This window comes from Novipirellula caenicola (genome assembly GCF_039545035.1).
GTDB lineage: Bacteria > Planctomycetota > Planctomycetia > Pirellulales > Pirellulaceae > Novipirellula > Novipirellula caenicola.
Genome location: NZ_BAABRO010000028.1, coordinates 17,741 through 42,197 on the forward strand (window position 1 = coordinate 17,741; position 24,457 = coordinate 42,197).

The 24,457-nt window shown below is 56.3% G+C and carries 21 protein-coding genes; 4 read left to right on the forward strand and 17 right to left on the reverse strand.

From position 1 onward, the window contains the following. Nucleotides 1-4: 4 nt before the first annotated feature. Nucleotides 5-904, reverse strand: a complete 900-nt coding sequence (gene folD, locus ABEA92_RS29040) for a bifunctional methylenetetrahydrofolate dehydrogenase/methenyltetrahydrofolate cyclohydrolase FolD (RefSeq protein WP_345688974.1) — start codon at nt 902-904, stop codon at nt 5-7. Between the two features lie 184 nt (nt 905-1,088). Here folD and ABEA92_RS29045 point away from each other — a divergent pair, with 184 nt between their 5' ends. After that, nucleotides 1,089-2,807: an NADPH-dependent assimilatory sulfite reductase hemoprotein subunit gene (locus ABEA92_RS29045; protein ID WP_345688976.1), complete on the forward strand. Its 1,719-nt coding sequence runs from the start codon at nt 1,089-1,091 to the stop codon at nt 2,805-2,807. A gap of 25 nt (nt 2,808-2,832) precedes the next feature. Here the strand turns inward: ABEA92_RS29045 and ABEA92_RS29050 are convergent, their stop codons facing one another. Further along, nucleotides 2,833-3,030: a putative motility protein gene (locus ABEA92_RS29050; protein WP_345688978.1), complete on the reverse strand. Its 198-nt coding sequence runs from the start codon at nt 3,028-3,030 to the stop codon at nt 2,833-2,835. A 272-nt stretch (nt 3,031-3,302) separates the two neighbouring features. After that, nucleotides 3,303-4,355: a substrate-binding domain-containing protein gene (locus ABEA92_RS29055; protein WP_345688980.1), complete on the reverse strand. Its 1,053-nt coding sequence runs from the start codon at nt 4,353-4,355 to the stop codon at nt 3,303-3,305. 455 nt (nt 4,356-4,810) lie between these two features. Between ABEA92_RS29055 and ABEA92_RS29060 the strand changes: the two genes are divergently transcribed. Then, complete coding sequence (locus ABEA92_RS29060; protein ID WP_345688982.1) at nt 4,811-5,653, forward strand: serine/threonine protein kinase; 843 nt, start codon at nt 4,811-4,813, stop codon at nt 5,651-5,653. A 56-nt stretch (nt 5,654-5,709) separates the two neighbouring features. Here ABEA92_RS29060 and ABEA92_RS29065 read toward each other — a convergent pair whose 3' ends face one another. The 13 genes from ABEA92_RS29065 to ABEA92_RS29125 form a co-directional block, all read right to left on the reverse strand. Then, nucleotides 5,710-6,765, reverse strand: a complete 1,056-nt coding sequence (locus tag ABEA92_RS29065; RefSeq protein WP_345688984.1) for an ABC transporter substrate-binding protein — start codon at nt 6,763-6,765, stop codon at nt 5,710-5,712. Nucleotides 6,766-6,918: 153 nt separating this feature from the next. Continuing rightward, nucleotides 6,919-8,325, reverse strand: a complete 1,407-nt coding sequence (locus ABEA92_RS29070) for an NAD(P)(+) transhydrogenase (Re/Si-specific) subunit beta (protein WP_345688986.1) — start codon at nt 8,323-8,325, stop codon at nt 6,919-6,921. Nucleotides 8,326-8,338: 13 nt separating this feature from the next. Beyond that, a complete protein-coding gene (locus tag ABEA92_RS29075; RefSeq protein ID WP_425572519.1) occupies nt 8,339-8,644 on the reverse strand; it encodes an NAD(P) transhydrogenase subunit alpha part 2 in 306 nt (101 codons plus the stop codon). A gap of 12 nt (nt 8,645-8,656) precedes the next feature. Then, the gene (locus ABEA92_RS29080; RefSeq protein ID WP_345689060.1) at nt 8,657-9,790 is read right to left on the reverse strand and encodes a Re/Si-specific NAD(P)(+) transhydrogenase subunit alpha; all 1,134 of its coding nucleotides are present in this window, start codon (nt 9,788-9,790) and stop codon (nt 8,657-8,659) included. A 270-nt stretch (nt 9,791-10,060) separates the two neighbouring features. Continuing rightward, complete coding sequence (locus tag ABEA92_RS29085; RefSeq protein WP_345688988.1) at nt 10,061-10,855, reverse strand: ABC transporter permease; 795 nt, start codon at nt 10,853-10,855, stop codon at nt 10,061-10,063. After that, on the reverse strand, nt 10,855-11,613 hold the full coding sequence (locus ABEA92_RS29090; RefSeq protein WP_345688990.1) for an ABC transporter ATP-binding protein: 759 nt from the start codon (nt 11,611-11,613) through the stop codon (nt 10,855-10,857). Before ABEA92_RS29090 ends, ABEA92_RS29085 begins: the two co-directional genes overlap by 1 nt. A gap of 12 nt (nt 11,614-11,625) precedes the next feature. Then, a complete protein-coding gene (locus tag ABEA92_RS29095; protein WP_345688992.1) occupies nt 11,626-12,819 on the reverse strand; it encodes a hypothetical protein in 1,194 nt (397 codons plus the stop codon). After that, nucleotides 12,816-14,435, reverse strand: a complete 1,620-nt coding sequence (gene pilM, locus ABEA92_RS29100; RefSeq protein WP_345688994.1) for a type IV pilus biogenesis protein PilM — start codon at nt 14,433-14,435, stop codon at nt 12,816-12,818. The genes ABEA92_RS29095 and pilM overlap by 4 nt, the downstream gene beginning before the upstream one ends. A 13-nt stretch (nt 14,436-14,448) precedes the next feature. Further along, nucleotides 14,449-16,116, reverse strand: a complete 1,668-nt coding sequence (locus tag ABEA92_RS29105) for a type II secretion system protein GspK (RefSeq protein ID WP_345688995.1) — start codon at nt 16,114-16,116, stop codon at nt 14,449-14,451. After that, nucleotides 16,113-17,150: a PulJ/GspJ family protein gene (locus tag ABEA92_RS29110; protein ID WP_345688997.1), complete on the reverse strand. Its 1,038-nt coding sequence runs from the start codon at nt 17,148-17,150 to the stop codon at nt 16,113-16,115. The genes ABEA92_RS29105 and ABEA92_RS29110 overlap by 4 nt, the downstream gene beginning before the upstream one ends. Next, entirely contained in the window at nt 17,147-17,647 is a 501-nt protein-coding gene (locus ABEA92_RS29115; RefSeq protein WP_345688999.1) for a type II secretion system protein, read from the reverse strand. Before ABEA92_RS29115 ends, ABEA92_RS29110 begins: the two co-directional genes overlap by 4 nt. Continuing rightward, nucleotides 17,644-18,279 carry a hypothetical protein gene (locus tag ABEA92_RS29120; RefSeq protein ID WP_345689001.1) on the reverse strand — a complete coding sequence of 212 codons (636 nt, stop codon included), beginning with the start codon at nt 18,277-18,279 and terminating at the stop codon, nt 17,644-17,646. Before ABEA92_RS29120 ends, ABEA92_RS29115 begins: the two co-directional genes overlap by 4 nt. A 16-nt stretch (nt 18,280-18,295) precedes the next feature. After that, nucleotides 18,296-18,751 carry a type II secretion system protein GspG gene (locus ABEA92_RS29125; RefSeq protein WP_345689003.1) on the reverse strand — a complete coding sequence of 152 codons (456 nt, stop codon included), beginning with the start codon at nt 18,749-18,751 and terminating at the stop codon, nt 18,296-18,298. Nucleotides 18,752-19,362: 611 nt separating this feature from the next. Between ABEA92_RS29125 and ABEA92_RS29130 the strand changes: the two genes are divergently transcribed. Next, nucleotides 19,363-20,841 carry a hypothetical protein gene (locus tag ABEA92_RS29130; protein WP_345689005.1) on the forward strand — a complete coding sequence of 493 codons (1,479 nt, stop codon included), beginning with the start codon at nt 19,363-19,365 and terminating at the stop codon, nt 20,839-20,841. 15 nt (nt 20,842-20,856) lie between these two features. On the opposite strand, the gene ABEA92_RS29135 is transcribed toward ABEA92_RS29130, so the two are convergent. Then, the gene (locus tag ABEA92_RS29135; RefSeq protein WP_345689007.1) at nt 20,857-22,347 is read right to left on the reverse strand and encodes a sensor histidine kinase; all 1,491 of its coding nucleotides are present in this window, start codon (nt 22,345-22,347) and stop codon (nt 20,857-20,859) included. 427 nt (nt 22,348-22,774) lie between these two features. Between ABEA92_RS29135 and ABEA92_RS29140 the strand changes: the two genes are divergently transcribed. Next, complete coding sequence (locus tag ABEA92_RS29140; RefSeq protein ID WP_345689009.1) at nt 22,775-24,388, forward strand: sugar ABC transporter ATP-binding protein; 1,614 nt, start codon at nt 22,775-22,777, stop codon at nt 24,386-24,388. The last annotated feature ends 69 nt before the right edge of the window (nt 24,389-24,457 follow it).

The window sequence follows — 24,457 nt, forward strand, 5'->3', positions numbered from 1 at the left end:
AGGCTTAGCTCTTTTGCAGACGCGTTGCCAGCACGGTGTTGTGCAGCAGCATGGCAATCGTCAGCGGGCCGACGCCTCCAGGAACCGGTGTGATCGCCGAGGCAACTTCGGCAGCTTCGGCGTAGGCGACGTCACCAACCAATTTGTCGCCGACGCGGTTGATTCCGACATCAATCACCACGGCACCGGGTTTGACCATGTTGCCTTTGATCATTTCCGGTACGCCCACCGCGGCGATCAAACAGTCGGCCGACTGGCAAACTTCGGCTAGATTCGCAGTCCGGCTGTGTGCGATCGTGACGGTGGCATTGGCGACTTCGCGGCCGCAGCTTCCATCGCGTTGGGCCAACATCATCGCCATCGGCTTGCCGACAATGTCGCTGCGTCCGACCACCACGACATGTTTTCCCGCGACAGAAATGTTACTGCGATGCAGCAATTGCACGATTCCGTGCGGGGTACAGGGCAAAAATCGAGGCCGGCCCTGCATCAAAAGCCCCACATTGACCGGCGAAAAAGCGTCAACATCCTTCAATGGGTCCACCGCGTCCAACACCGCTCGTTCGTCGAATCCGGCACCGCCATTTCCGGCAGCGGGAAGCGGAAGCTGAACCAAAATCCCGTTGACGGTGTCATCATGGTTTAGCTGATCGACAAGCTCCAACAACTGACTTTGGCTGGTCTCGGCCGGCAAACGGTGAGTCCGTCCCTCGATTCCCGCTTTTTCGCAGGCCCGCTGTTTATTGCGGACATACACCTGGCTGGCGGGGTCTTCACCCACCAACACGGCAGCCAGACAGGGGACGACATCGCGACCAAGATCTTGCTTGAGTTTCTCGACATCCTGGGCCACTTCGGAACGGATTTCAGCGGCAATTCGCTTGCCATCGAGTATTTCAGCCATTGAGTTTTTCGCCTGGGACAAAGTGTCGGTTGGATCGCCATAGTGGCATTTCGATCTCGTCGTTATAGTATTCGTAAACCGCACAGGTTTGCGGAACCCCACTAGACACAACGACGAGGCCGACGTGCCGACGAATTGTGTCAACTATTTAACGCAAATGAAATCTCACAGGATTTGAGTCTCGATGTCTACCGACGCTCCCAAATTAAGCGCAAACGAAGCAATCAAAGAGGAAAGCCAATTCCTGAAAGGCACGATCGACGTCGAGTTGACCGAGGACACGGACCAGTTCAATAAAGACAATCAACAGCTGCTGAAGTTCCACGGCACCTACCAGCAAGACGACCGCGATGCTCGCTTGGCCGCCAAAAAGACCGGCGGCGGCAAAGAGTATTCGATGATGGTTCGCTGCCGCATTCCGGGTGGCCGCATCACGTCGGACCAAATGCTCGCTCAATTGGACCTATGTGACGAACTCGGCAATTCGACGCTCAAGATCACCACGCGGCAAACGCTTCAGCTGCACGGGATTGTCAAAGGCAACCTTCGCAAGGCGATTCACCGCATCAACGAAATCCAACTGTCGACGTTGGCGGCATGTGGCGACGTCAACCGTAACGTCGTTTGCTGTCCCGCTAAACGTGACAACGCGGTATATCGCGACCTGCATACGCTGACCGATTCACTGGTGGTGGCCCTTGCACCACAAACCCCGGCTTATCACGAATTGTGGGTGACCGATCCTGAAACGGGTGAGTCGACACTCGAAGGGGGCGGCAGCGGCGAAGTCGTCGAACCGCTTTACGGACCAACGTACTTGCCGCGTAAATTCAAAATCGGCATTGCGTTGCCTCATGACAATTGCATCGACATCTACACCCAGGACCTTGGGTTCTTGGCGGTCATTCGTGACGACAAGGTCATCGGATACAACGTGTTGGTCGGCGGCGGCATGGGAACGACCCCATCGGCCAAAAAGACCTTCCCCGCACTCGCCAAACGGATGGCGTTCTGCACTCCGGAACAAGCGGTCGAGGTGGCCGTCGCGGTCGTGAAGGTGCAACGTGACTTTGGTAATCGCGAAGACCGAAAAGTCGCCCGGATGAAATACTTGATCGCCGATTGGGGCATCGAAAAGTTCCGCAGCAAAGTCGAAGAGTATTTCGGCGAACCGCTGCAAGATTGCACCGAAGACGACGTGCATGAAGTCGATGACCACATGGGGTGGCAAGAACAAGGTGACGGCAAATGGTCGTACGGGTTGAACATCGAAAATGGCCGCTTGTACGACAACGAAAACCATCAACTCAAAGCGACGATCCGCGCGGTATGCAACGAGTTCAAAACCGAACTTCGCATGACCACCAATCAAAGCATCATCTTCACCGATATCGAAGAAGGTGATAAAGACAAGTTGATCGCGTTGATCAAAAAGCATAACGCACCGCTCACCGAAGACATCAGCATGGTGCGTCGTTGGTCCATCGCTTGTGTGGCGCTGCCCACCTGCGGTTTGGCGATCACCGAGAGCGAGCGACGGCTGCCTAGCATCATCGATTCGATCGAACAGCCATTGGCCAAACTTGGGTTGGACAAAGAGCGATTCACGCTGCGAATGACCGGGTGCCCCAACGGCTGTGCCCGGCCTTACAACGCTGACTTGGCATTGGTCGGTAAGGCCAAGGACAAGTACACGTTGTTTGTCGGTGGTGGCTGGGTCGGCGACCGACTGGGCTACATCTACAAGGACTTGGTGAAGGACGCCGATGTCGCCGATGAGTTGGTCGGAATCTTCTCGGCTTACAAAACGAATCGCCTCGAGGGTGAATCACTCGGGACATTCTGTACCCGCGTCGGCCGCGATGATTTGGAAGTGCTCGCCGCGGCGGCTCCTCGCCCGTAGCTAGCTGCCCGAAAACGAGTTCACTTTAGACACGGACGTCGAGACGTCCGTTGGCGATTTGGGTTTGTACCTGCTTGGCTTGCTCGAGCATCGCGTTGATCGCGTCGCCGGTTTGTTCCTGGACGTCCAAGCCTTTGGCGACCACAGCCATCTGCACTTGCTGCTGCGTCGCATCGTTACGTGCGTTTAGCACACTTGCAACGGCAGGATGAATCGATGACATGAGCGAACCTGGGGTCGAGATCAGAGAATAGTCGGCAATGGATGAATCGCTTCACCCTTTGCCAAAACGTACGTCACCTACCGAGTCCGATTCGGCATTCACTCGGACAGGACTCGAGGATTCTCGGACCGAATTCCAACGCTTCCCCCCAATCCGTCCGGTTGTAGCGATTGGGTAAGCAAAATGCCATCCATTGTAGGACAGGCTCGTAGAGAGCGTCCGGCTTCGGGTCAGGATTGCGATTGCGCTGCGGCTCCGGGAATGATATTGGGCTACTGCAGGAAGATCTCCGGCACGGGTTTGCCGGACAATTCGTCGATGATCCCTTGGCTTCGCTCTTGAGCGTTCAGCACCTCCATTTTGCCGACGAACATCATCACTTCGCCTCCGTCGGGCAACGCGTCTTTGATCAACTTGCCGGCGGCTCGGCCAGCCATGTAGTTGCTGGTGCCAAGATAAAATTCACGTTTTGACGACGGGGCGTCGCTGTCCTGGCAGATCACCGTCATCGATTCACACGCCGCGTTGATCATGCCCACTTGGTTGGCGGGATCGATCGGGCTGATGGCGACGCCGTCCAGCTTGTTTGCGGCATTGGTTTCGAGGTAGCGTTTTTGCTCTTCGATCGAACCGGTTGCCGGCATCTGCACGTCGACCTTACAGCCGAATTGTTCGGCAGCCTTTTTGCATCCGAATTCGGCCAACGTCCAGAATGGATCAATGCTGTTGGTGATGAATGCCACATGCACGCCGGAGCCGTCCAGATCCGATTCGGGCGACAACATGGGTCCTTTTCCAGCCTTGATCGCCTCAATCCGATCCGCGAATGCCTGAACGTTTTCCGAAGTGATGGTATCGTGCGGGATGTAGATTAGTCCCGATTCGGGCACGTCGACCGGCTTGTCTTTGGCAAGCATCGTCAACCACTGCGTACTGCGATAACCAAAATCGTATGGCTGCTGGACGATGGTCCCCACCACGCTGCCTTCGCGAATGCCAGCCAGCGTTTCTTGATGCTCGTCAAAGCCGACCACTTTGACGCTGCCGACCGCATCGCTGCTGCGCAGCGCCGCCAAGATCATCGGCGTATTGATATTCCACACCCCGACCAAACAGCCGACATCCGGGTGTGTCAGCAGCGTCGTTTCGGCGTTCTCTTTCGCTTTGCTGTTGTCTTGGTTGTCAGTCAGGATCCCCAAAACGGTGTACTTCCCTGCTTCCAGCGGAAATCGTCCCGAGCCTTTGGTTGCAGCCGGCTTTGTTTCCGAGCCAGCGCCAGCGGACGGATTTTCCTTGGATGAACCGCATCCCAGCAAAAGCAACATGCACATTGCAAACGATAAATAACGCACAGCGAAGGCCTATCAAGAAAATGGAATCGAGATTTCAAAATTCGAATCCTCATCATAACGGAACTTCATCTCGCGTTGTCACGCGATCACCGGTGCCGCCGGATCCGCAACAGTCGCATTTTTTGATTTCGCAGGACTCCTCAGCTCAGCCGCAACGCGGCAAGCTGGCCGAGTGACCTCGGCCATGACGCCGAAGGTCACTGGCTTTCCGCCGCGTTGTGAGTCTTCGGACTTTAAATCGCAGCGGTGGTTCCGGTTAGGCAAATTCGGATGTTTCTAGGGTTCCGGCTTTAGCGGTTCGACCTAGCTGGGCTGTCTGGTCGATGCATTGACGGTGGAACGCACCGAAGCGTTGGCGTGATTCGCCGATGAGAGTGCGTTGCCTCGCTTCTTCTTCTTAGTTCAACACGCTGGTGGGGAAACTTACGATGTCCAAAGTTTCAACGAAAAATCCGATTGCTTCCGCTCCCCGCCCCGCCCATTCGCGTGGATCGATCTTAGGAATTTGGCGTCTTGGAAAGATCATCCACCAAGGTGAAACCGCCGAATTGTCGTACGCTCAACCAGCCGATGCGACCGGCAGCCCTCGCTGGGATTATGTCGTGCGACGAGGGATTGGCGAAAACACACTCGAATCGCTTCGGCAAATCCAGCAATTCACCGCCTGCACCCACGAGGTGTTCCATCCGAATTTGATCGCCGTGTTGGACGCTTCCGATTCCGGCACGTCGCCCTTTTTGGTGATGCCACGGTTGGATGCGTTGACGATGCACGAGCATTTGAATCAGCAACCTCGCAAACCGTTGCCGGTGGGGCTGTGGTTGGTGCGTCAAGTCGCACAGGCGCTCGAGGCACTGCATGCAAGCGGTTGGGTCCACGGCGATGTGAAACCGATGAACGTGATGGTCGGCGCGACCGGCCACGTCACGCTGATCGACCTTGGCTTTGCCGAACGAGTGCACTGTTCGCCCAAACGATTGTTTCGCGGCACGCCTGAGTACGCGGCCCCCGAAACGATGTCTGACAAGATGGTGGCGCTTCCGGCGTCGGACATCTTCTCACTCGGACGCATCCTTTGGCAATGGCTAACGCGAGTCGAAGCGGCCAGCGACTTGTTGCTTTCGCCAGTCGCAGAACTGGTTGAAACCATGATCTCGCCGCGTCCAAACGATCGTCCCACCGCCGCCCACGTGACACGGCAACTATTGCGGCTCGAAATCGAGAGCCTTGGTTGCCACATCGAACCCGAGAAACGTCGCCGCGCCGCCTAAAACCGCAAGTTAGAACCGCAGGCTAAAAAATCTGGCTCTCACCCTCGGAACGTCGCCTACTCTACCGAAACGGTGTCCGGCATCTTTTCGGCACTTTCGGTAAATTGAGTGGTGTAGCAGTCGGAGGCGCGGACTTTGTCGCCGTCGACGAGGTCAAGCTCGACCATTTGAGCGACCAAGGTTTGCCAACGCGCGTCGGTCATTTCCCCGAGCGATTCCGGCGGCATGTCATCGGGCAGGGCGAGCGTTTTGAGTTCTTGATGCCCAAATTGCAACGCTTCGATGGTCATCCCATGCTGGTTCGCTTTCAAGATCGCCTGGTTGCCCAGCGTGGGATCGTCCAAGTAGTGCTGCCAACCTTCACGTGTCGCATCGACAAACGATTGGACCAAGTCGGGTTGCTTGCGAACCATGTCGCCGGTCGTGATCAACACGCTTGAGTACGGATTCCAGCCAAGATCGCTGAGCATTAACTTGCGCACCTTGACGCCTTGTTGTTCCGCTAGCAGCGGTTCGGCGAACGAGTAGGCCTGGATCGCGACATCCTTGTCCGTCACCAGCGACGAGACGCTGCCGTGATAAGGCACCTCTTTGACTTGATCCAACAATCCCTTGGAACGCATGAATTCGAGGAACGCGCGGCCCCCTTGCCGCTGCAGCGTTTTACCCGCGAGGTCCTCGAACGTCTTCACGCCGCTGTCTTCGCGAACCAAGATACAGCGGGGATGATTCTGCATCGTGGCGAGCACCGCGACGATGTCGGCCCCTTGATTACGAAACAGCACCACATCGTCGGCGTTGGCCATCGCAAATTGGACGCGTCCCATCACCAATTCCGGCGCCACCGGGCTTTGTCGCCCGCCAGGCCGGATCGTTACATCCAAGCCGTGTGCTTGGAACGTTCCATCGGCTACAGCTTGATACAAACCACCATGCTCGGATTCAGGAAACCAATTCAGCTGAACTGCCGCGGACTGCAAAGCATCGCCGCCGGAGATCGGCGGTGGCGAAGGATTTGTCGATGAATCCGAGATTCCACAACCGCTGATCATGACACAGCCGATGAGGATGAATACAGACCGCAGCATCGTGGACGGGTGGCTCGAGATCATGACAATTTTCTTCGTGCGGATCGGAGGTTGATAAACCAGGTAGTGACGTAGTCCTCCCAGTAGTGGATCTTGCCAAAATTCCCTCGTAAAGGATTTCTGGCAAGATCCACTACGTCAATTACTTACTTTGCATCAGATCATCCCACGATACGCTCAGTTTTTGAACTGTGCAATCACGGCGGACAAGGACTGCTTGGCATCGCCGAAAAGCATCCGCGTGTTTTGGCCAAAGAACAGCGGGTTATCGACTCCGGAAAACCCGGACGCCATCGAACGCTTCAGCACAAAGACGGTACGTGCATGATCGACATTGATGATCGGCATTCCATAGATCGGGCTATTCTCGTCCTCGCGAGCGGCCGGATTGACGACGTCGTTCGCTCCGATCACGACCGCGACATCGACGTTTTCGATCCGCCGATTGATGTCTTCCATCTCGACCAATTGGTCATAAGGCACATTGGCTTCGGCGAGCAAAACGTTCATGTGACCAGGCATGCGGCCGGCGACGGGATGGATCGCGTAACTGACTTCGGCCCCATTGGCTTCGAGCAATTCTCCCAATTCCCGTACCACATGTTGGGCTTGCGCGACCGCCATGCCGTAGCCCGGCACCATCACGACCGACGATGCGGCTTCGAGGATCAGGTAGGCATCATCGGCAGAGATCGGTTTGACCTCGCCTTCGACCTTGGTCGCTTGCGTGGTCGCGGTAAAGCCAGAAAACAGCACGTTGCTAAGCGAGCGATTCATCGCCTTGCACATGATGTTCGTCAAAATGATGCCGGCGGCCCCGACCAACGAACCGGCCACGATCAAAATCGAATTGTCGATCGCAAGCCCTGCGGCACAAGCGGCCAAGCCCGAGTAGCTATTGAGTAGCGAGATCACCACGGGCATGTCGGCACCGCCGATCGGCATCACGGCCATCACTCCCAAGATCAACGACAACACGATCACCGCGATGACCAATGGCAGCGTCCATGCGGGTTGGACAAACACAAGCACGCTGCACGCCAACAGGGCAATGAGGTTAAACAAACTGAGGAAACGTTGGCCTGGCAGCGAAACAGCCGCACTGCTGATCGCCTCGGACAATTTCCCCCAAGCCACCAAGCTTCCAGAAAACGTGACGCCGCCGATCAGAATGGAAATCAAAATCGTGATCATCGTGAACGCCGAAACCGCGGGCGCGTCTGGGGTATCAACCACGGTCGAAATATGCGCGCTATCACTCATGTAAAGTGCCGCCCAACCGACCAATAGACTGGCGATCCCGCCCGATCCGTTAAACAGTGCCACCATTTCCGGCATCCCGGTCATCGCGACGCGTCGCGCGGCGACCGCCCCGACGATCGCACCTGCCACGGCAGCCACTGCGATCCAGCGATAATCAATGATCTCGTTGGACGCCAGCGTGACAAGGACGGCCACCAGCATCGCAAACGAGGAAATCAAGTTGCCTCGTACCGCCGTCGCAGGCGAGCTGAGCAACTTCAAACCGAAAATAAACAAGATGGCGGCGAAGATATAAACAGCGCCGATTAGTTCCGCACTCATGGATCGCCTTTTCTCAAACTTGGTCTTTGACAGGAGCTTCTTTTTTCTTGAACATGCCGAGCATGCGATCCGTCACCATGTAGCCGCCAACGACGTTGACCATAGCAAAAAAGACGGCGATCGCTCCCAACACCGTGGCCCAATCACTCAATCCAGCGCCGGCCGACGTGATCGCGCCGACCACGGTAATCCCCGAGATCGCATTCGCCCCGGACATCAACGGCGTGTGCAGCGTCGCCGGTACTTTGGAAATCAATTCAAAGCCCAAGAAAATCGAAAGCATCAAAACGAAGCCAAGGTAGACCGCTTCCATCGTCATCAGAATTCTCGCTTACTTGTTCAGGTTTCGGATGGTTTCGTTGACAATTTCACCGTCGCGGGTAATCACCGCCGCTTGGATGATTTCGTCCTCGGGATCGAGCACCAATTGTTTGCTCTCACTATCGTAGAACTCTTCGATCAGGTTCAGCAGATTATTGGAGTACATGTCGCTGGCGTTGCGGCTGACCTTCGATGGCAAATTGCCTTGCCCGATCACCTTGACACCGCCAATTTCGGTGACCGCATCGAGCACCGACCCTTCGACGTTGCCGCCGCTTTCGACCGCCATATCGACGACCACACTGCCGGGCTGCATCGCTTCGATCATATCGCGAGTGACGATGACTGGGGCAGGCCGGCCGAACAACTGCGCCGTGGTGATGACGACATCCGATTCGGCAATCACTTTCTTTTGCCCTTCTTTTTGCAACGCAATCTGTTCTTCGGTCAATGCTTTGGCGTAGCCCTGTTCGGTTTGCCCGACTTCGCCTAGATCGATCTCGACAAACTTCGCCCCCAACGAACGCACTTGTTCGGCCGTCACCGGACGCGTGTCAAAGGCCTCGACGCGAGCCCCAAGTCGCTTCGCCGTTGCAATCGCTTGTAGTCCCGCGACGCCTACGCCGATCACAAACACGCGGCAAGGACGAATCGTCCCCGAGGGAGTCATCATCATCGGAAACGCTTTGGTACTGTGATACGCCGCTTGGATCACGGTGACGTAGCCAGCCAAGTTGGCTTGTGAGGAGAGCGCGTCCATTTTCTGAGCCCGTGTACTTCGCGGGATCATCTCCATCGAGATCGCGGTCACTCCCGCAGCCGCCAACGAATCGACCAAGGATCGTTCGTTAAACGGATCAAGAAAACTGATGTGGATCACACCACGCCGCAGTCCGCTGATCTCGTTAACGTCGGGTTTACGGACTCGCAGAATCACATCCGCGTCGGCCAACACCGATTGCCGATCCGATTGAATCGTCACACCTGCCTCGGTGTAGGCATCGTCGCTGAATCCCGAACCCAACCCCAGTCCGGTCTCGGCCACGATTTCAAAACCGCTGCGGATCAGCTTCTTCGCATTGGCGGGCACCAACGCAGTTCGCAATTCACCCGGCCAAGTTTCCTTGGGCACTCCGATTCGCATATTGTCCCTCGTCGTGATGCTTCGATTCTTCATTCGCTCGGTCCCCAAGCGAACATTTTCACCGTATGTCTCAGCAAATCATAACCAACGCGTTAGTTTTGCAGTTGCGCTTTCGCAGTTTTCACCGGCAAATCATAACCCGAAGCGTAAGCGAGGGATCGAATCAATATCGAGATTCCCTCGCTAACGCTTCGGGTTGTGAAAAAGAGGTAATTACAAAAGCGTAAGCGAACCGAGATCACAATGAAAGCAGAGTGACCGGCAACTTCGTTACCTTTTGCGATCGGTCGATGTCCAACGAGTGAACACCGTCGCGGCGAGCAGGTTGACGACGGCGAACAATACCAATCCCAAAACGGTCGAGGCAAAAATCGCGGCGATCAGTGCATCGGTTCGCTGAAACCCTTGCCAACCGGTCATCAACGTTCCCAGCCCGTCGTAGTTCGATCCATTGCCGACAAAAAACTCGGCGACGATCGCGCCGATCACCGCCAACCCGCTGCTCGTCTTTGTCCCCAGCATCAAATAGGGAACCGATGTGGGCAATTGCAGCTTCAACAACCGCTGCGTTCGCGACGCCCCATACAAGCGAAACATGTCGTTGAGGTCCGTTTGGATCGCCAGCAGTCCCTCGGTGACGCTGTTGACGATCGGAAACAAACAAACGATCACCGTCACGATCACGACGGTGCGAAATTGATAACCGCTCCACGTGATCAATAGCGGTGCAATTGCCACGATCGGAACGGTTTGCAAAAAGACGACATAAGGGAAAAAGGCTTTGCGAATCGACCGCGATTGGCTGAAGGCAATCGAGATCACGCATCCAATGATGACCGCGGAAACCAGCCCTACGGTGGCGGCAAGTCCGGTGACATAGGTGCCGCGAAGCAGCGATTGACGTTCCTGAATCGCGGTCGAGAGCACTTGGCTTGGCGAAGGCAGCAGGATGGGCGGTAATTCGAAATACCAGATCACCCCCGTCCACATCGCCAACAACGCTAGGGCCCCCGCGAGAACCGAAACGACACTGAAGGCAACCGATTTCCAGGTTTGAGGGTTCATCACGCCGTCCCCCTCAGCGCATCACTGACGGTACCGTAAAACTCGCCAAACGCGGCGGTGCGACGCAGTTGCGGATCACGCGGCCACGCCAATGGGTTGTCGATTGTTTGCGTAATCTTGCCGCGGTGCATGACCTGGATTTGGTGCGACAACAAACATGACTCGGCGATATTGTGTGTCACCATCACGACGGTCAGCGAAAGATCGTGCCAAAGTTTCAGCAACAATTGACCGAGCGAGTTCCGCAGCATGTCATCCAGCGCAGCAAACGGTTCGTCCATCAACAACACACTCGGTTCGGTCACTAAGGCGCGTGCTAACGAGACCCGCATCTTCATGCCTCCGGACAATTGATGCGGAAGACGATTTAGAGCGTCGCCAAGACCCACCATCTCGAGCATCGCCGCCGCTTTGCTGCGTCGCTGAGCGGCCGTGTCGCGAGCAATCAACTCGAGCGGCAACAGCACATTGCCGATCGCGTCTCGCCATGGCAATAGCGAGGGCTGCTGGAACACAAACGCCACATCGCCGCGACGACGCGCCGCCGTGCTGTCCACAAATTGCACTTTGCCGGAAACCGGCGTCTGCAGCCCTGCAATCAACCGCAGCAGCGTCGTTTTCCCACAACCGCTCGGACCGATCAACGTGGTGATCTTGCCAGCGGGAAAATCGGCATGAACCTCGTCAACGGCACGAATGCCGTTGTCGAATTGGACGCTGACTTGGTCACATCGAATCGAAGAGGCACGCAGGGTCAATGCGGGAGTTACTCAGTTTTCTACCGGTTCCGAATTCTTCGCTGCGTCCGCCAACACGCCGGCCGGTTTCAATTCAAACCGCCGACCGTCGATCTCGAGCAACACATATTTCGGCGTCACTTCAACGACTTTTCCTTTGAGCGTTCCGATCTCAAATTCGTCATTCACACGCAGCTTCAGTGTTTTACCCTTTGTGCGGACATTCATCCATGCCGTCCAATCATCACGACCTTGGACAAGCGCGGTCAATACGGTTTGCGTCGAATCGTCAAACATCGGTTTGGCGGCGGGCGGTTCCGGCGGCGGTGGTGGATCGCCAACTTTGACGACCAATTTCTGCTCGATCGTGCGGTTGGGGTAGCCATCATCGGTCACGCGGACCTTCACATCGAACTCTTGTTTGGTATCCGATTTGACCGTCAACGTCCCGGTTCGCTCATCGAGCCGGACAAAATCGGGTGCCGATTCAAGTAATTCAAATCGCAACTGGTGTCCTTCCGGATCTTTGAATGTCAGTGGCGTTGTCGAGTCTTTGCCGACAATCGCGTCCACCACCGACTTGCCCGTGAATTGAGGTGCCTTGTTCGGCGGTTCGAAAAAGTTTCGATTCAAGATCGGTTCGCTGTACGCGGTGACCGCGGGATCCACCCGCCACGACGGCGCCGTGGGCGGTTTGGCGTCTTCGGGCGCTGCCGAAAGGGCAATCACGTCGACGCTCATCTTGACATCGAAACGGCTCGGTTCGTCACGTGCCGGGGTGATCGCCAGTTTGCTCATCCGGTGCAGATAGTCCTTTGCATAAAACGCATGCAGAAACTCGATCAGCTTGGGAAAATCGGTGCGACCATCGACACTATAGGACAATCGTTGATAAAGGTCGCCAACAGGCAACATGTTAGTTCGATTGACACGCGGGTTGCTCAATCCGTTTTGCTCTACCGCGTCCAACAACCAACTTTGGTAATCGCTGTGGGCGCGTTCGGGATCGCCGGGCAAGGAACGCGATAAGTATTCGCCCAATTGTCGGTCGGCATAAGCTCCGTCCAACAAGCGATCTTCGAGTTTCAGTTTCTCGTTGGTCAGCGCATCAATCCGCGTGGTGCGACTTTTGACAGCGGTTTGATATTTGTTGATGCCCCACTGGATCACCAATGCGCCCACCAAGCCACCAATGGCGATCGCCAAGAATCGTTCGCGTTGATTCATGATTGCACCTCAGTGACCGAGTTCGCAGCCGTTTCAGGGTTCGAGGGAGAAGTTTCCGTGGACGCAGGCGCGTTCTCGGCAGCCGGTGGATCCGCAGCAGGCGTCTCGGCGGCCGGTGCGTCGGCTTTGGATTCCGCTGGCGTCACGTCTTGCGACTCATCGGCTGACGCCGTGCGAGCCTGCTCGACCCCGGCATACCGCCGAGCGCGAGCATGATGCGGCGGGATCGCGATTTTCTCGGTAAACACCCAGCGATAGGCGTTTTTAGCGTCCTGCTCGCTGGCCCCTTCAATCGTGACGCTGTGATTTTCGTCACGAATCGATGACTCGAGTTTTTCAATCACGCTGGGGCTGGTTGCGGAACCACTCAAGACCACCGTGCTGACGCCGGTGCGAATATCGCTGGTTGCGACAATCGATTTGAGGATCACTTCCTCGGCAGGCGGCAATTTTTCAGCAAGCGTGCGGAGTTTGTCGAGCCAGATCGCATCGGCATCAAGGAACTGGTCAATCTTTTCTGTCTCGGCGATCCACTGTTCTGCCTCTTTGACAGGCTCTTTCATGGCCGCGTTGGCTTGATTGAGTCGATCAATTTCGGCATCCAGGTTGCTGAGTTTGCGATAGCCTAGATAGCCCAGCAGTATTGCTGCGGCGATCGGCACGCCGACGAGCAACGCGGTGCGCCGGTGATTCGGTTTCTCTTCGACTCGTTCGCGAGGATGCAAAAAATCGATCAAACGATCGGCATGTGTTTCTTCGCAAGCCAGCAAACCGACCAGCGGAGCGAGTCGACCGACATGGCTTGGCAATTGGTCTTTGATCTTTGCGTCGACCTCGACCAATTCAAATGGATTGACGACTTCCACCGGCGCGTCAAGCGCTTCGCTGAGGATTTCAACATCGCCGCGGTGAACCGAGTCACGGCCCCAGAGCACGATTTTCTCAGGCGATTTACAGCCGCACGCGAGCAAGCTGCGTTTCAGCTCGTTGACAAGCGCGCGTGGCCGTGCCGATTCGCCCGAAGGCATGCGGACGGTACGCACAAAAATCACCTTGCTCTCGCGAGCCACGACGATCTCGGCGTCATCGGATAACAAATCGATTAACACGACATCGCCACCGGCCGCTGATCGCTTTGGACGCGTCAGATAAAACGCCGCCGCAGAGAGAGGACGCAGCGTGATTCGTTTGACCAACAACGACGCATCACTGCAAATCTCTTTGACTTCGGCAAGCTTTGCCGGAGCGACGGCGGCGGCGATTGCGTTGACGTTCGCATCAGTGCGATTGGTCACCAAGTAGTCAATCGTGGCACTTTCACCGGCCGAAGCGAAACTGCGAATCGCTTGAAAGCGAACGATGTCCGGCAATTCCTCGTCCGGCACCGGTGGCAATTGCAATTCCCGCAGCTCGGCTTTGCCACGTCCGATCGCGACCAGCGTCTCGGTTTTCTCAAGCCCGCGTTCGGAGATCGTTTTGCGAAGTGTTTCATAAATACCCGACGGCATCATTGGCACGACCGCCGCGTCGGTAATCGTGACCTGGTTGGCAGCGCACTGCGCGGCCACGAACCGTAATTCGGTATCGTCCCAATCGATTGCTAATTTTTTTGGCATGGTTTTCTTAGGGTCATTCGTTGGACAAACCGGCAGATCGCTGGCCCAACACGGACAAATCAAAACCTCGTCCCAGATGGCTGAGGTCTTTCCAGGAGATTACTTTTGGGTTCACCGTGGTTGCATCAATGATCACTTCACTACGACTGGCGATCCCGGACTGCTCGAAATAGCCAATGATTTGAGCTCGATAGACGTCGCCTCCGCCGGTCAGCAGCGGAATCAACGTTCTCATTTGCTCTAAGGTCACAATGCCTTCGACGAGCGGCCAAGTAGCGAATTCACGATTCGGATCATCCGACTCCGCCGTCCGCGCTTCGACGATGGCTTGCACGGTCTCTTCATCGAGCAAAGGAATGCCGTACAACAATTCAGCAGGACATTCATTCAGGTTAATCCGACCTGGCAAAGAGTCGACATCCTGAGTTGCCAAAACGTCCATTAAAAGCGGCAAGTAGATCGCCATCGAGATCGGATCCTCGGCGAACGGCGAGGTGTACTTTCGCTGATTATCCCCGTTTCCAATCGTCACGCTCGATCCGACTAGATCGAGCACCTGGTTGACGGACGTTTTTGCACCGGCGCTCAAATCAAGCTGCCCAAACATATCGGCGGTCCACACGCCTGCGGATTGCACATTGTCACTGTTTCCATTTCCACCACCGCCGACCGCGGCGGTCACCGGCGATTCGCCGTACATCCGATAGGCAACGATGTAACTCGCATACAGTTCGTCCCCAAGAGCTTCGATCAGCTCGTCGTAAAGCGTTTCCAGATCGTCGCTATTGACGTCAACACGCGGCAAGCCATCGCGAGTCTTGCTGCCTTCGGCTCCGTTGACGGTCAAATAGGCGGCCCAGCCTAGCGCGCCGGGCGTTTCGATTCCAACGCCATAGCGTTGCTGTTCATCGGCATCGAGCACGCCGTTTCGATTGGCATCGGCGCCAAACAACAGCGTCGGGGTCACCCCGCGAACCAACAACAGTTCTTCGACACTTTTGATGGGTCCGTTGGCAGGCGTATAGGGCGTCGACAACGTGTTGTAATACTCCAGCTCGGCACCGAACGGACGCACTTCATCGTCGCTGTCGAGCCAATCCAAAATGGCATCGGCAACATCCTCGGTCATCCCCGGCAGCGCCATCAACAGCGACACAGCCAAGTTTTCCGTGTCCACTTCTTCGGTATCGGCACCGGTGAGCGCCAAGGTGGGAACAATCAGATCCGAGTTTTCCTCGAGCACGGTCAAGGTATTGATGTTCAAGCGAGCGGATTCGTTTTGCAATCCGAATCGGATGCCTCCAAACGTTCCTGTTTCGGTCATGCCAGGTGCCACGACGGTAAAATTAGCGGGAGTAACACCATCGATTCCACTGGAAACGGTAATCGCTTGGAACATCGATGGATTGTTGTAGATTCCACCATAATCGAGCCGTGTCGTTGGCGGCTGCGAAAGCAGCAAGCGGATCGTATCGACGCCTGATTCCACGTTCACACGTGCTTGCACCAAATCGCCAGACAGGTTGGCGGAATCATCGTAGGCAACCATCAACTCGGTGAACGAATAAACCGCCATGGTCGCTACCGCAACGACCACCAACACCAACACGAGAAAGAAACCATGGCGAGATCGTCTCGGCCGACGATTGGAACGCGAATGCGAAAACAGATCGGAGCTCATAATCCAGTCTCCATCAACTCGTCTTCGGTCACTTCGATGGGACGTGCCAACGGCAAACGGACGATGTGGGTAAAGGTGCGAGTCGGACTCTCGTCGGAAAGCCCTGATTCATTCGCAGCGACTATGGTGGGATCATTCATGGTCAAACGAACTTGAACCGCCGCAGGCAATTCGCCCATTTCGTCGCTACTCCACTCGATCTGCCAAATGGTTCCGTCCCAGTACGAGAATTCAATGCCGACAATCTCAGGGGCCAACAATTCACCGGTCTGGTTGAGCGACGTGATCGCTCCGCTTTCCATCGCATAGATCGTCGCGGCGCGATCGAGCGAGCGACGTACAAGTCCACCCGGTGAATCCATCACCGCCGAATTGGGGTCTTGTAGCGAATCAACGACCCCACCAATCGCACCGGCGTCTTGGATAAAGTAGGTAACGGTTTTTAGATCGCTCGGGATATCGTCAAGCGTGGCGGTCGAGGCATCCATCAACACCGAGTACTCTTCGAGCCGAGGCAAACGGCTAAGGTCGATCTGAATTTGATACTGATTGCCGATCAATCCCGGGGTTTGCAGCACCGAGGTACCGGTTTGCAAATCGGCAGTCGCATCGGTCATGGTGTCCATCGCCATGTCGTCGATTGCCATGTCGCTTTCATCGGCCAATCCGGCAGCAGAAAGATCCTCACCGGAACTTTCTTCGCCGCCGCCACCTCCGCCTCCGCCCACCGCCTGCGTGGCGGCCGAGGCAAGCAGTGTCTCGAGGGGCGAGGTGTCGATCGGGATCGGATGCGCGGCCGACCTCAAATCATCCTCGATCATTTGCAGCACCGCGGTCGCCAATTGGACTTGGCGGACATCCATATCGCGAGTGTTCATGGTGTCGGCATAAAACTGGATTGCCCCGCCGATCAACATCATCAACACGACCGACAATGCCAACGTTAAGATCACTTCAAGCAGTGTAAAGCCACTCGTTGTCGTTGATCGCAGAGCGATCAACGACGTTCTTGTACGGTGAGGTGCGATGTTCATTCGGCGGCCTCGGCAGCTTCGGCTTCCTCGGCCGCTTCTTCCTCGGCTTCCGCTTCGGCGAGTCCCAAAGCGGGATCGATCATCCAGCGAGTCAACGCATAGGTCGCGATCGCCACTCCGCTATCGGGATCGGTCGCTTCGACAGTCACGCGGACGGACAACAACCCGTCAAGCGATCCAGGCTGGACTTCGACCGAGTATTGAAAGGGGATCATCGATCCCGTGTCCGCGGACTCAACCGGCGACATCGGCAAACTCTGCGGCGAAATGTCTTGCAACAAAATCTCAGACAACTTCGTCTGACACAAAATCCGCGCCACCGACAACTCGCGTGCTTCGCGTGCCGCATCGGTTCCGGTCAACGCAAGCTGGCTGAGCACTGCCAACGAACCGCCTAGGATGGCGATCGAGAGCAGAATCTCGAGCAGCGAAAACCCGTTGCGTTTTTGCGTGGGACGATTGAGCATGATCGATGAAGGGTCGGCTGAGCGAATCATGGTGAAATCTCCGCAGCCGTCATCTCGCCAATGGTGACATCACCAGTGATTCCGCGAAGCTGAACGGTGATCCGTCCCACTTGCGGCAGTACCACGACCACGGCAGCCGTGCTGGTGGTGCCATCGGGGTAAAACAAGATCGACGGTGACGTGCCGGCCGGCGACGCCCCGGCGGTGACATCCGCACTTTCTTGAGCGATGGTAAGCGACCGCGCCGACGAAACGACTTGGACCGATTCGATCACGACCTCGTCGGGGAGCTCGACGGTCACCTCGACCTCTTCAGCGGTGGGCAGCGGCATCGCCACCGCCGACGCTTGATCCGCGCCCATCATCAAACTCGATGGTTGCCCGGCGGTGTCGGTGGTCTCGACCGCGTCCGTCATCGAGAAGTAGGGACGGGTTTTTAACACGCTGCTTTGCACCGCGGCGTCCATCACCATCACACGCCCCTGACGCATCGCATCGAGTCGCAAGCGAGTCATCTCGATTTGCAATTGTTCAGCGGCACGCGTCAAACGCTGGTCGCCCAGCATCAACGTGATATTCGGAATCACCACCGCCGCAATGGCTGCCATCAACGAGATCGACAGCAGCAATTCAAGCAGGGTAAACGCGGTGCGACGATTCACAGACAAGCGTCCTTAATTAGGAGCCTTCAGCCGTGATGTCATCATCCGTGTTGACTTGGCCATCGGGTCCGGCACTACGAATTTCATACTTTCCGCTATTGAGCGAATAGACCAATGGATTGCCCCAAGCATCATTCGGAATGGCGTCCAGGATGGGGCGAGTCCACTTGGCTTTCTTGGCCGCGTCGCTAGGACCGTCCTTGAGCGCTTCGAGCGTCTCGGGCAGCGACCCCAACTTGATTCGATAACGCTCGATCGCTTGTTTGAGCGAGTTCAGTTGGGTGGTCGTCGAGTCGCGGTACGCGTCCTCTTGGGCTCCACCGAGATTCATGATCGCGATACCGCCAATCACCACAAGGATGGACAATACGAGCAACAACTCGAGCAGCGTAAAGCCTTTTCGTCGCCGGCTAGCGACTCGGGCGTGGGGACGTCGGACACAAGTGGGGTTGGTTTGCGAATGGCAATTCATCTGGATTGCAATATCTTCAAGCAGAGGAAGGGGGACGGGTAAGGGGCCGTAGGGGGCGGGGTATGATTGCTGGCTCGGTCAAAAACGAACAAACCGGCCAAAGCAATCCACGTCCGCGGTGCCGTCTTTTTTCACCGGCATCGTCAGCGGACGGTCACAATCCATCCGCGAGCGCTGAAAGTTGCCAACAACGTTGCCGAACCGAGGGGCAATGCCGCTGCGACAATTCAGAAATCGTCATGGATCGTGATCGTCAACAATATACTAACCGTGACAAATGGCAAAGGTTCCGGCCAAATTCTCCGCATCAACCTGACGCCGAATGACTCACTCGGTGGGCCCGAGACAACCTGACGGAATCAAACGAGGCGAATGGTTTGAGACGTAAATTCCGAGAGTTTTTTGGACGTGACCCCCTCAACATGCTTAGAATTGGAAAAACTGCTCGAAACCGACCTGTTTACTAGGTAATTGTGGGCAGCGTAGGTAGAATGCGGCAAATGCGCAAATATGCTACTAAGAAGCAGGCACGCTGCGTCCCAAGACTGCGGCGAACGCATTCCGCTTCGAATTGATCCTTTTCACTCCTCCTTGCTCCAAACAAGAAAAACATGGCCGCACGCGACGATTCTGTCATTCGTGGCAGCTTGATTGCCTGTCTTATCTTTCTGGTTCTCTCTGCTGCGCTCAACTTTTTCTTTTGGCAATCCGCCAACGTGCAAGCGATCAAAGCCGACAAGGCAGCCGATCAACTGCAATCCAGAACAAGTGAGCTGAAGCTAAAGGATGACCAAGCGCGATTGATGAAATCGATGTTGGGCGTGGGCAGCATGACCGAAGCGGAGCTCGAGCTGTTGAAGCAGAGTGCCAGCGGCGACCCCGAGATGCAGTTGATCGAACAGCAATTTGTTCGTGATATGGCATTGCTTTCGGGTGAAGGCGCCGAAAACCCAAGCTACCCCAAGGTGCCTGAGTTCCTGATGAACACGATCCGTTCACGCAACGAGCAATACGGATTGCTGTTGAAGGAAGTGGAACAGATCAAAGCGCAAGCCGAAAGCGACATCCAGATCGCCCAAAAAGCTCAGCAGGTGGCGGAACAGCGTGCCGACGATATTCAAAAGAAACTCGACCAAGAACGATTGTTGTTTGCTCAGGACCGTGAACGCATCAACAAAGAGAAAGAGGACACGCGTGACAGTTTGACGAAGACCGTGCAAGAATTCACGCGATTCCGCCAGGTCACCAATGATGAAAAAACAAAGCTCAATCGCGAGCTGGATCAACGTCAAAACACGATCGAAACGCAAAAGATGGAGCTGGTGCGGCTTCGCAGCGATCAATTCGAAACCGTTCAGGGCAACATTCGTTTTGTACGAGGCGAAACGGTCACGATCAACCTTGGATCGGCCGATGCACTGCGTCCAGGCGTGACCTTCGGAGTCGTCGGTGGCGACGAAACCCGTTTGAAAGATGCCAAGGTCAAAGCGACCATCCAAGTCACTCGCATTTTGTCGGACCATTTGGCCGAAGCCCGCGTGGTGGCACGGCCTGATATCCGCCATCCAATTATCCCGGGTGATTTCATCTACTCGCCGTTCTGGGCACCGGGACGTAAGGTCAAGATTGCGTTGGCGGGCGAGATCGATATCGACAACGATGATCGTCCCGATAACGAAGCGATCAAGGGCATGATCACCGCAGCCGGCGCCACCGTGGTTGCCGAAGTCTCGCCGACCGGCGTGGTCGAAGGCACCCTTGATGCCAGCGTCCGCTTCCTCGTGATCGACGAAAAAGCTCAGGAGATTGGCGATGATGGTGCTAACCAAGAACAGGTGATCCAGATCGGCAAGATCAAGGAATTGGCGAGAGAGCTTGGCGTGTCGGTGATCCCGGCTTGGAAGCTCCAAGCCTACCTGAAGACGATCGACGACACGTTGACCACCCCGCTCGGTTCAGCGGTACGCGGAGAAGACTTCCCACCGGATACCGGTGTCGGAGCAACTCAGCGTTATCCGAGCAATCTGCCGGAATTGTATCGCCGACAAACCGAAGGCATGCAAACGGACAACAAGATCCTGCCCCCGTGATCGATCGGGGGCGTGTTACGGTCGCAGCATTTCGGCTTGCCCAGACACGGTGACTGCTTGACGTTGCAACCGTTCGGCTAGCCGCCGCAGTTCTTCGTCAAGCCGTTCGGCGGCGACCGGCGACATCGCAATCGGTGCAGTGCCCAAACGGACTTGGTTTGCGTCGGTGACGGTCGCGGAGGATGACGCCGCCAACGTTTCACGAACGAACAGGTCACTCAGTTTGGCGGCGGCACCTCGATGTTGCAGATCCAATGGGCTCGGCAGCCCCCAATCCAATCGCACGCTACCCATTTTTTGGCGGGCCGTTTCGGTGATGATCAAAGCACGGCGACGGGATTCTTCGCTATCGCCATCGAGCACGCAAATCCAACGACGTGTGTCGACGCGATAGATCAGATCAAACAACCACGCGTCACGTTGCAACAGGCTGTCGAATTGATCCGCGTCGGCGCGAGACATCGCCGCCCCCATCGATACGGTCGTGACGGTGGCGAGATCGTGTAAACGCGGCACGACGCTGTCGTGGGCGAGTTCGACCGACAACATCGGTGGATCCAAACGCACATGTCGCTGAATGTGACTGGCACTGCCGGAGGACGAGTTTTCGCTCGCCGCACGCCGATTCATCCCTCCGCGTTGACGCCAACGAACCCAAGATTCCGCGACCGATTTTGACCCGGAAACGGGCGTTTGGAAACTCACCTCGGTCCCCCAACCGACACGTGAACGAAGCCGCAGCGGCGAAAAATGCAGCGCCGCCAATTGACGGCTGATCGCCAACCCGAGCCCTTCATTGCGAGCCGACGATTTGCGTCGGAGCTCGATCTGCTTCATTTGTTGTTGCGAAATCCCTTCGCCACGATCGACCACGGACCACGTGATCGCACCGCCGCTCGGAGCCATCTGCAAGCGAATCAAGATGTCATCGCCTTGGACCGACGTGCGGATCGCGCTGGCAACCAAATTCACCAACAAACGGCGGAGCATGTCAGGATCGGCAAACACGATCACCTTGGAATCATCGGCGCCATCCCAAAGCACATCCATTTGACCTCGCAGCAACCAAGGCCGTAGCGACTCATCGACCGCGCGGCGGATCTCAGTAACGGCAACCCAGCGGCGACGGACTCGAGGTAACCCGGCACGCAACCGCTGCAGCTGCATCATTTCACCAACGATTTGATCCATGCAATCGCATTGATCGATCGCGTCGGATAGCGTTTGCAACTGGGACTCACTGACCGCTCCCTGATTGCCTGCGACCAGCGATCGAAGCGATGCGCGTACCGTGGTCAAGGGCGTGCGTAGATCGACCGCCGTTTCGCTCATCATCTGCACGATCGCATTGACGGTGTCGTCAAATTCCGACTCCGTAGCAATTTGGCCGGACGCGATTTGGTGCGAAGCGATATGTGCTGCGTCGAAACCATGAGGTCGCGACATCGCAGGCGGCTGTGTCGGATTCCGTAACGATGCTTGAAGCTGGGGCGATGATTCAGACACGGCTGATGGGGGTGTTTGTGCGGTTAAGTTCGATGATGACATCGGCGGTATTCTCCGGTTTGACAGTTCGAGCGAGCTCGCGTGGGGCACGCCATTCAGCAAAGCCGGTCACCCTTGGTTCAAATTGGCGGTCTGATCCAATTGCAGCTTTGCTGATCGTAAAGCAAGATCGAGCGTTGTCGTTGCATCGTCATCGCTATGACGACGGCCAAAGCCAATGTCGCCGATGCTGACGCGATCGCTCGATTCCGACGCGTGTCGTGCGTGATTTGAGGATCCTGCGGGAGGGCGACCCGAATTCGCTAGGTGATGGCTGCCGATCCGCGTGATTCAACATCGGCGTCTCGGCGATGGCTAAACTAAGTCCTCCGCCCCGCTGCGTTTGCCTTATCGCGTTATCGTTTTCGCTCGTCTGTTCGTCATCGTTATGTCCGATCCAGCCGCTACCGATTCCCCGACCGATCCATCATCAGCGAGCGTAGCCTCTGAGAACTTGACTCCTGCGCCGCCGGAAACTGCCCGATTGGCCGTATCGGGAATCTCAAAACAATTTCCCGGGGTGTTGGCGTTGGACCATGTTTCGCTGCACGTGATGGCGGGCGAAACGTTAGCGGTGATCGGCGAAAACGGGGCAGGCAAGAGTACGTTGATGAAAATCTTGGCGGGGATTCAGCCACCGGATCGAGGCCAGATCCTGTTTGGCGGCGTTCCAGTCCACTTCGCCTCCACCGCCGCGGCCATGGAGGCAGGCGTATCGCTGATTCATCAAGAATTGAACCTGCACGAGAATTTGTCGGTCGCCGAAAACATCTTCCTCGGACGCGAACCGAATCGATGGGGAATCGTGGATCGCAAGACCATGGAAGCGTTAGCCGAAACCGCGCTGCGGCGTGTTGGGTTGGCGATTTCGCCTCGCACATCGGTCGCCGAACTTTCCACCGCAGCGCGGCAATTGGTCGAGGTCGCCAAAGCGATCTCAACCGAAGCGTCGGTGGTCATCATGGATGAACCAACCAGCAGTCTCAGCACACGAGAAGCGTTGCAATTATTCGAGGTGGTCGATTCGCTTCGTAACGCTAACGTCAGCGTGATTTATATCTCGCACCGGATGGCCGAAGTCACTCGGTTGGCCGATCGAGTGGAAGTGCTCCGCGACGGACGCAACGCTGGAACGCTGTACAAACACGCCCAAGACAAAAAGGATCAAATCCATCATGAGTCGATGGTTTCCCGGATGGTCGGCCGCGATATCGACAAGCGTTTTCATCGCACCGCGATTCCCTCAGGCGACGTGGTGCTGAAGGTCAGCGGGCTGCGAACCCCATTTCCTGATGCGGCGCCCGTCGATTTTTCGCTACGCGCCGGTGAGATCGTCGGCATCGGCGGGTTGGTGGGATCGGGACGCAGCGAGCTGCTGGAATCGATTTTTGGGGTCACGCCGCCGCGTGAGGGCAAGATCGAAGTTGCAGGCCGCTTGATTCCCAGCGGCAATGTCCCAGCGGCGATCACCGCTGGATTGGCCTTGGTTCCCGAGGATCGCAAACGCACCGGATTGTTGATCGAGTCCTCGGTCCGCGAAAACGCCACGATCGTCGGCATTTCAGACTGCGACACCGCGCCGTGGGTTAGCCAGCGTTGGCAGCACCGGGTCACCGCAGCGTTGATCGATCAATTGCAGGTGAAAACGGCATCCCAAGAAACCATGATCGCCAACTTGTCCGGAGGCAATCAACAAAAAATTGCGTTGGGCAAATGGCTGATCGAACACCCCAAGGTGCTGATGCTTGACGAACCAACGCGGGGCGTCGACGTGGGTGCAACGGACGAGATCTATCGGCTGCTCGAATCGTTGGCAAAACAGGGAATGGCAATCCTGTTTGTCAGTAGCGAGATGGAAGAATTGCTGGCGTTGGCCGACCGCGTGATCGTCATGCACGAAGGCCGCGTCACCGGTTCGCTGCTGCGATCGGAAATGTCCGAGGAAGCCATCATGCGGTTGGCGGTGGGGATCGCGGGCGAACCGCCACCGACGACCGCTTGATGACCGGTGGAAGGCGGAAACGAGCTATTTTCAAACGCGGATCGATCGGGTCCGTTCATTTTTTGAAGT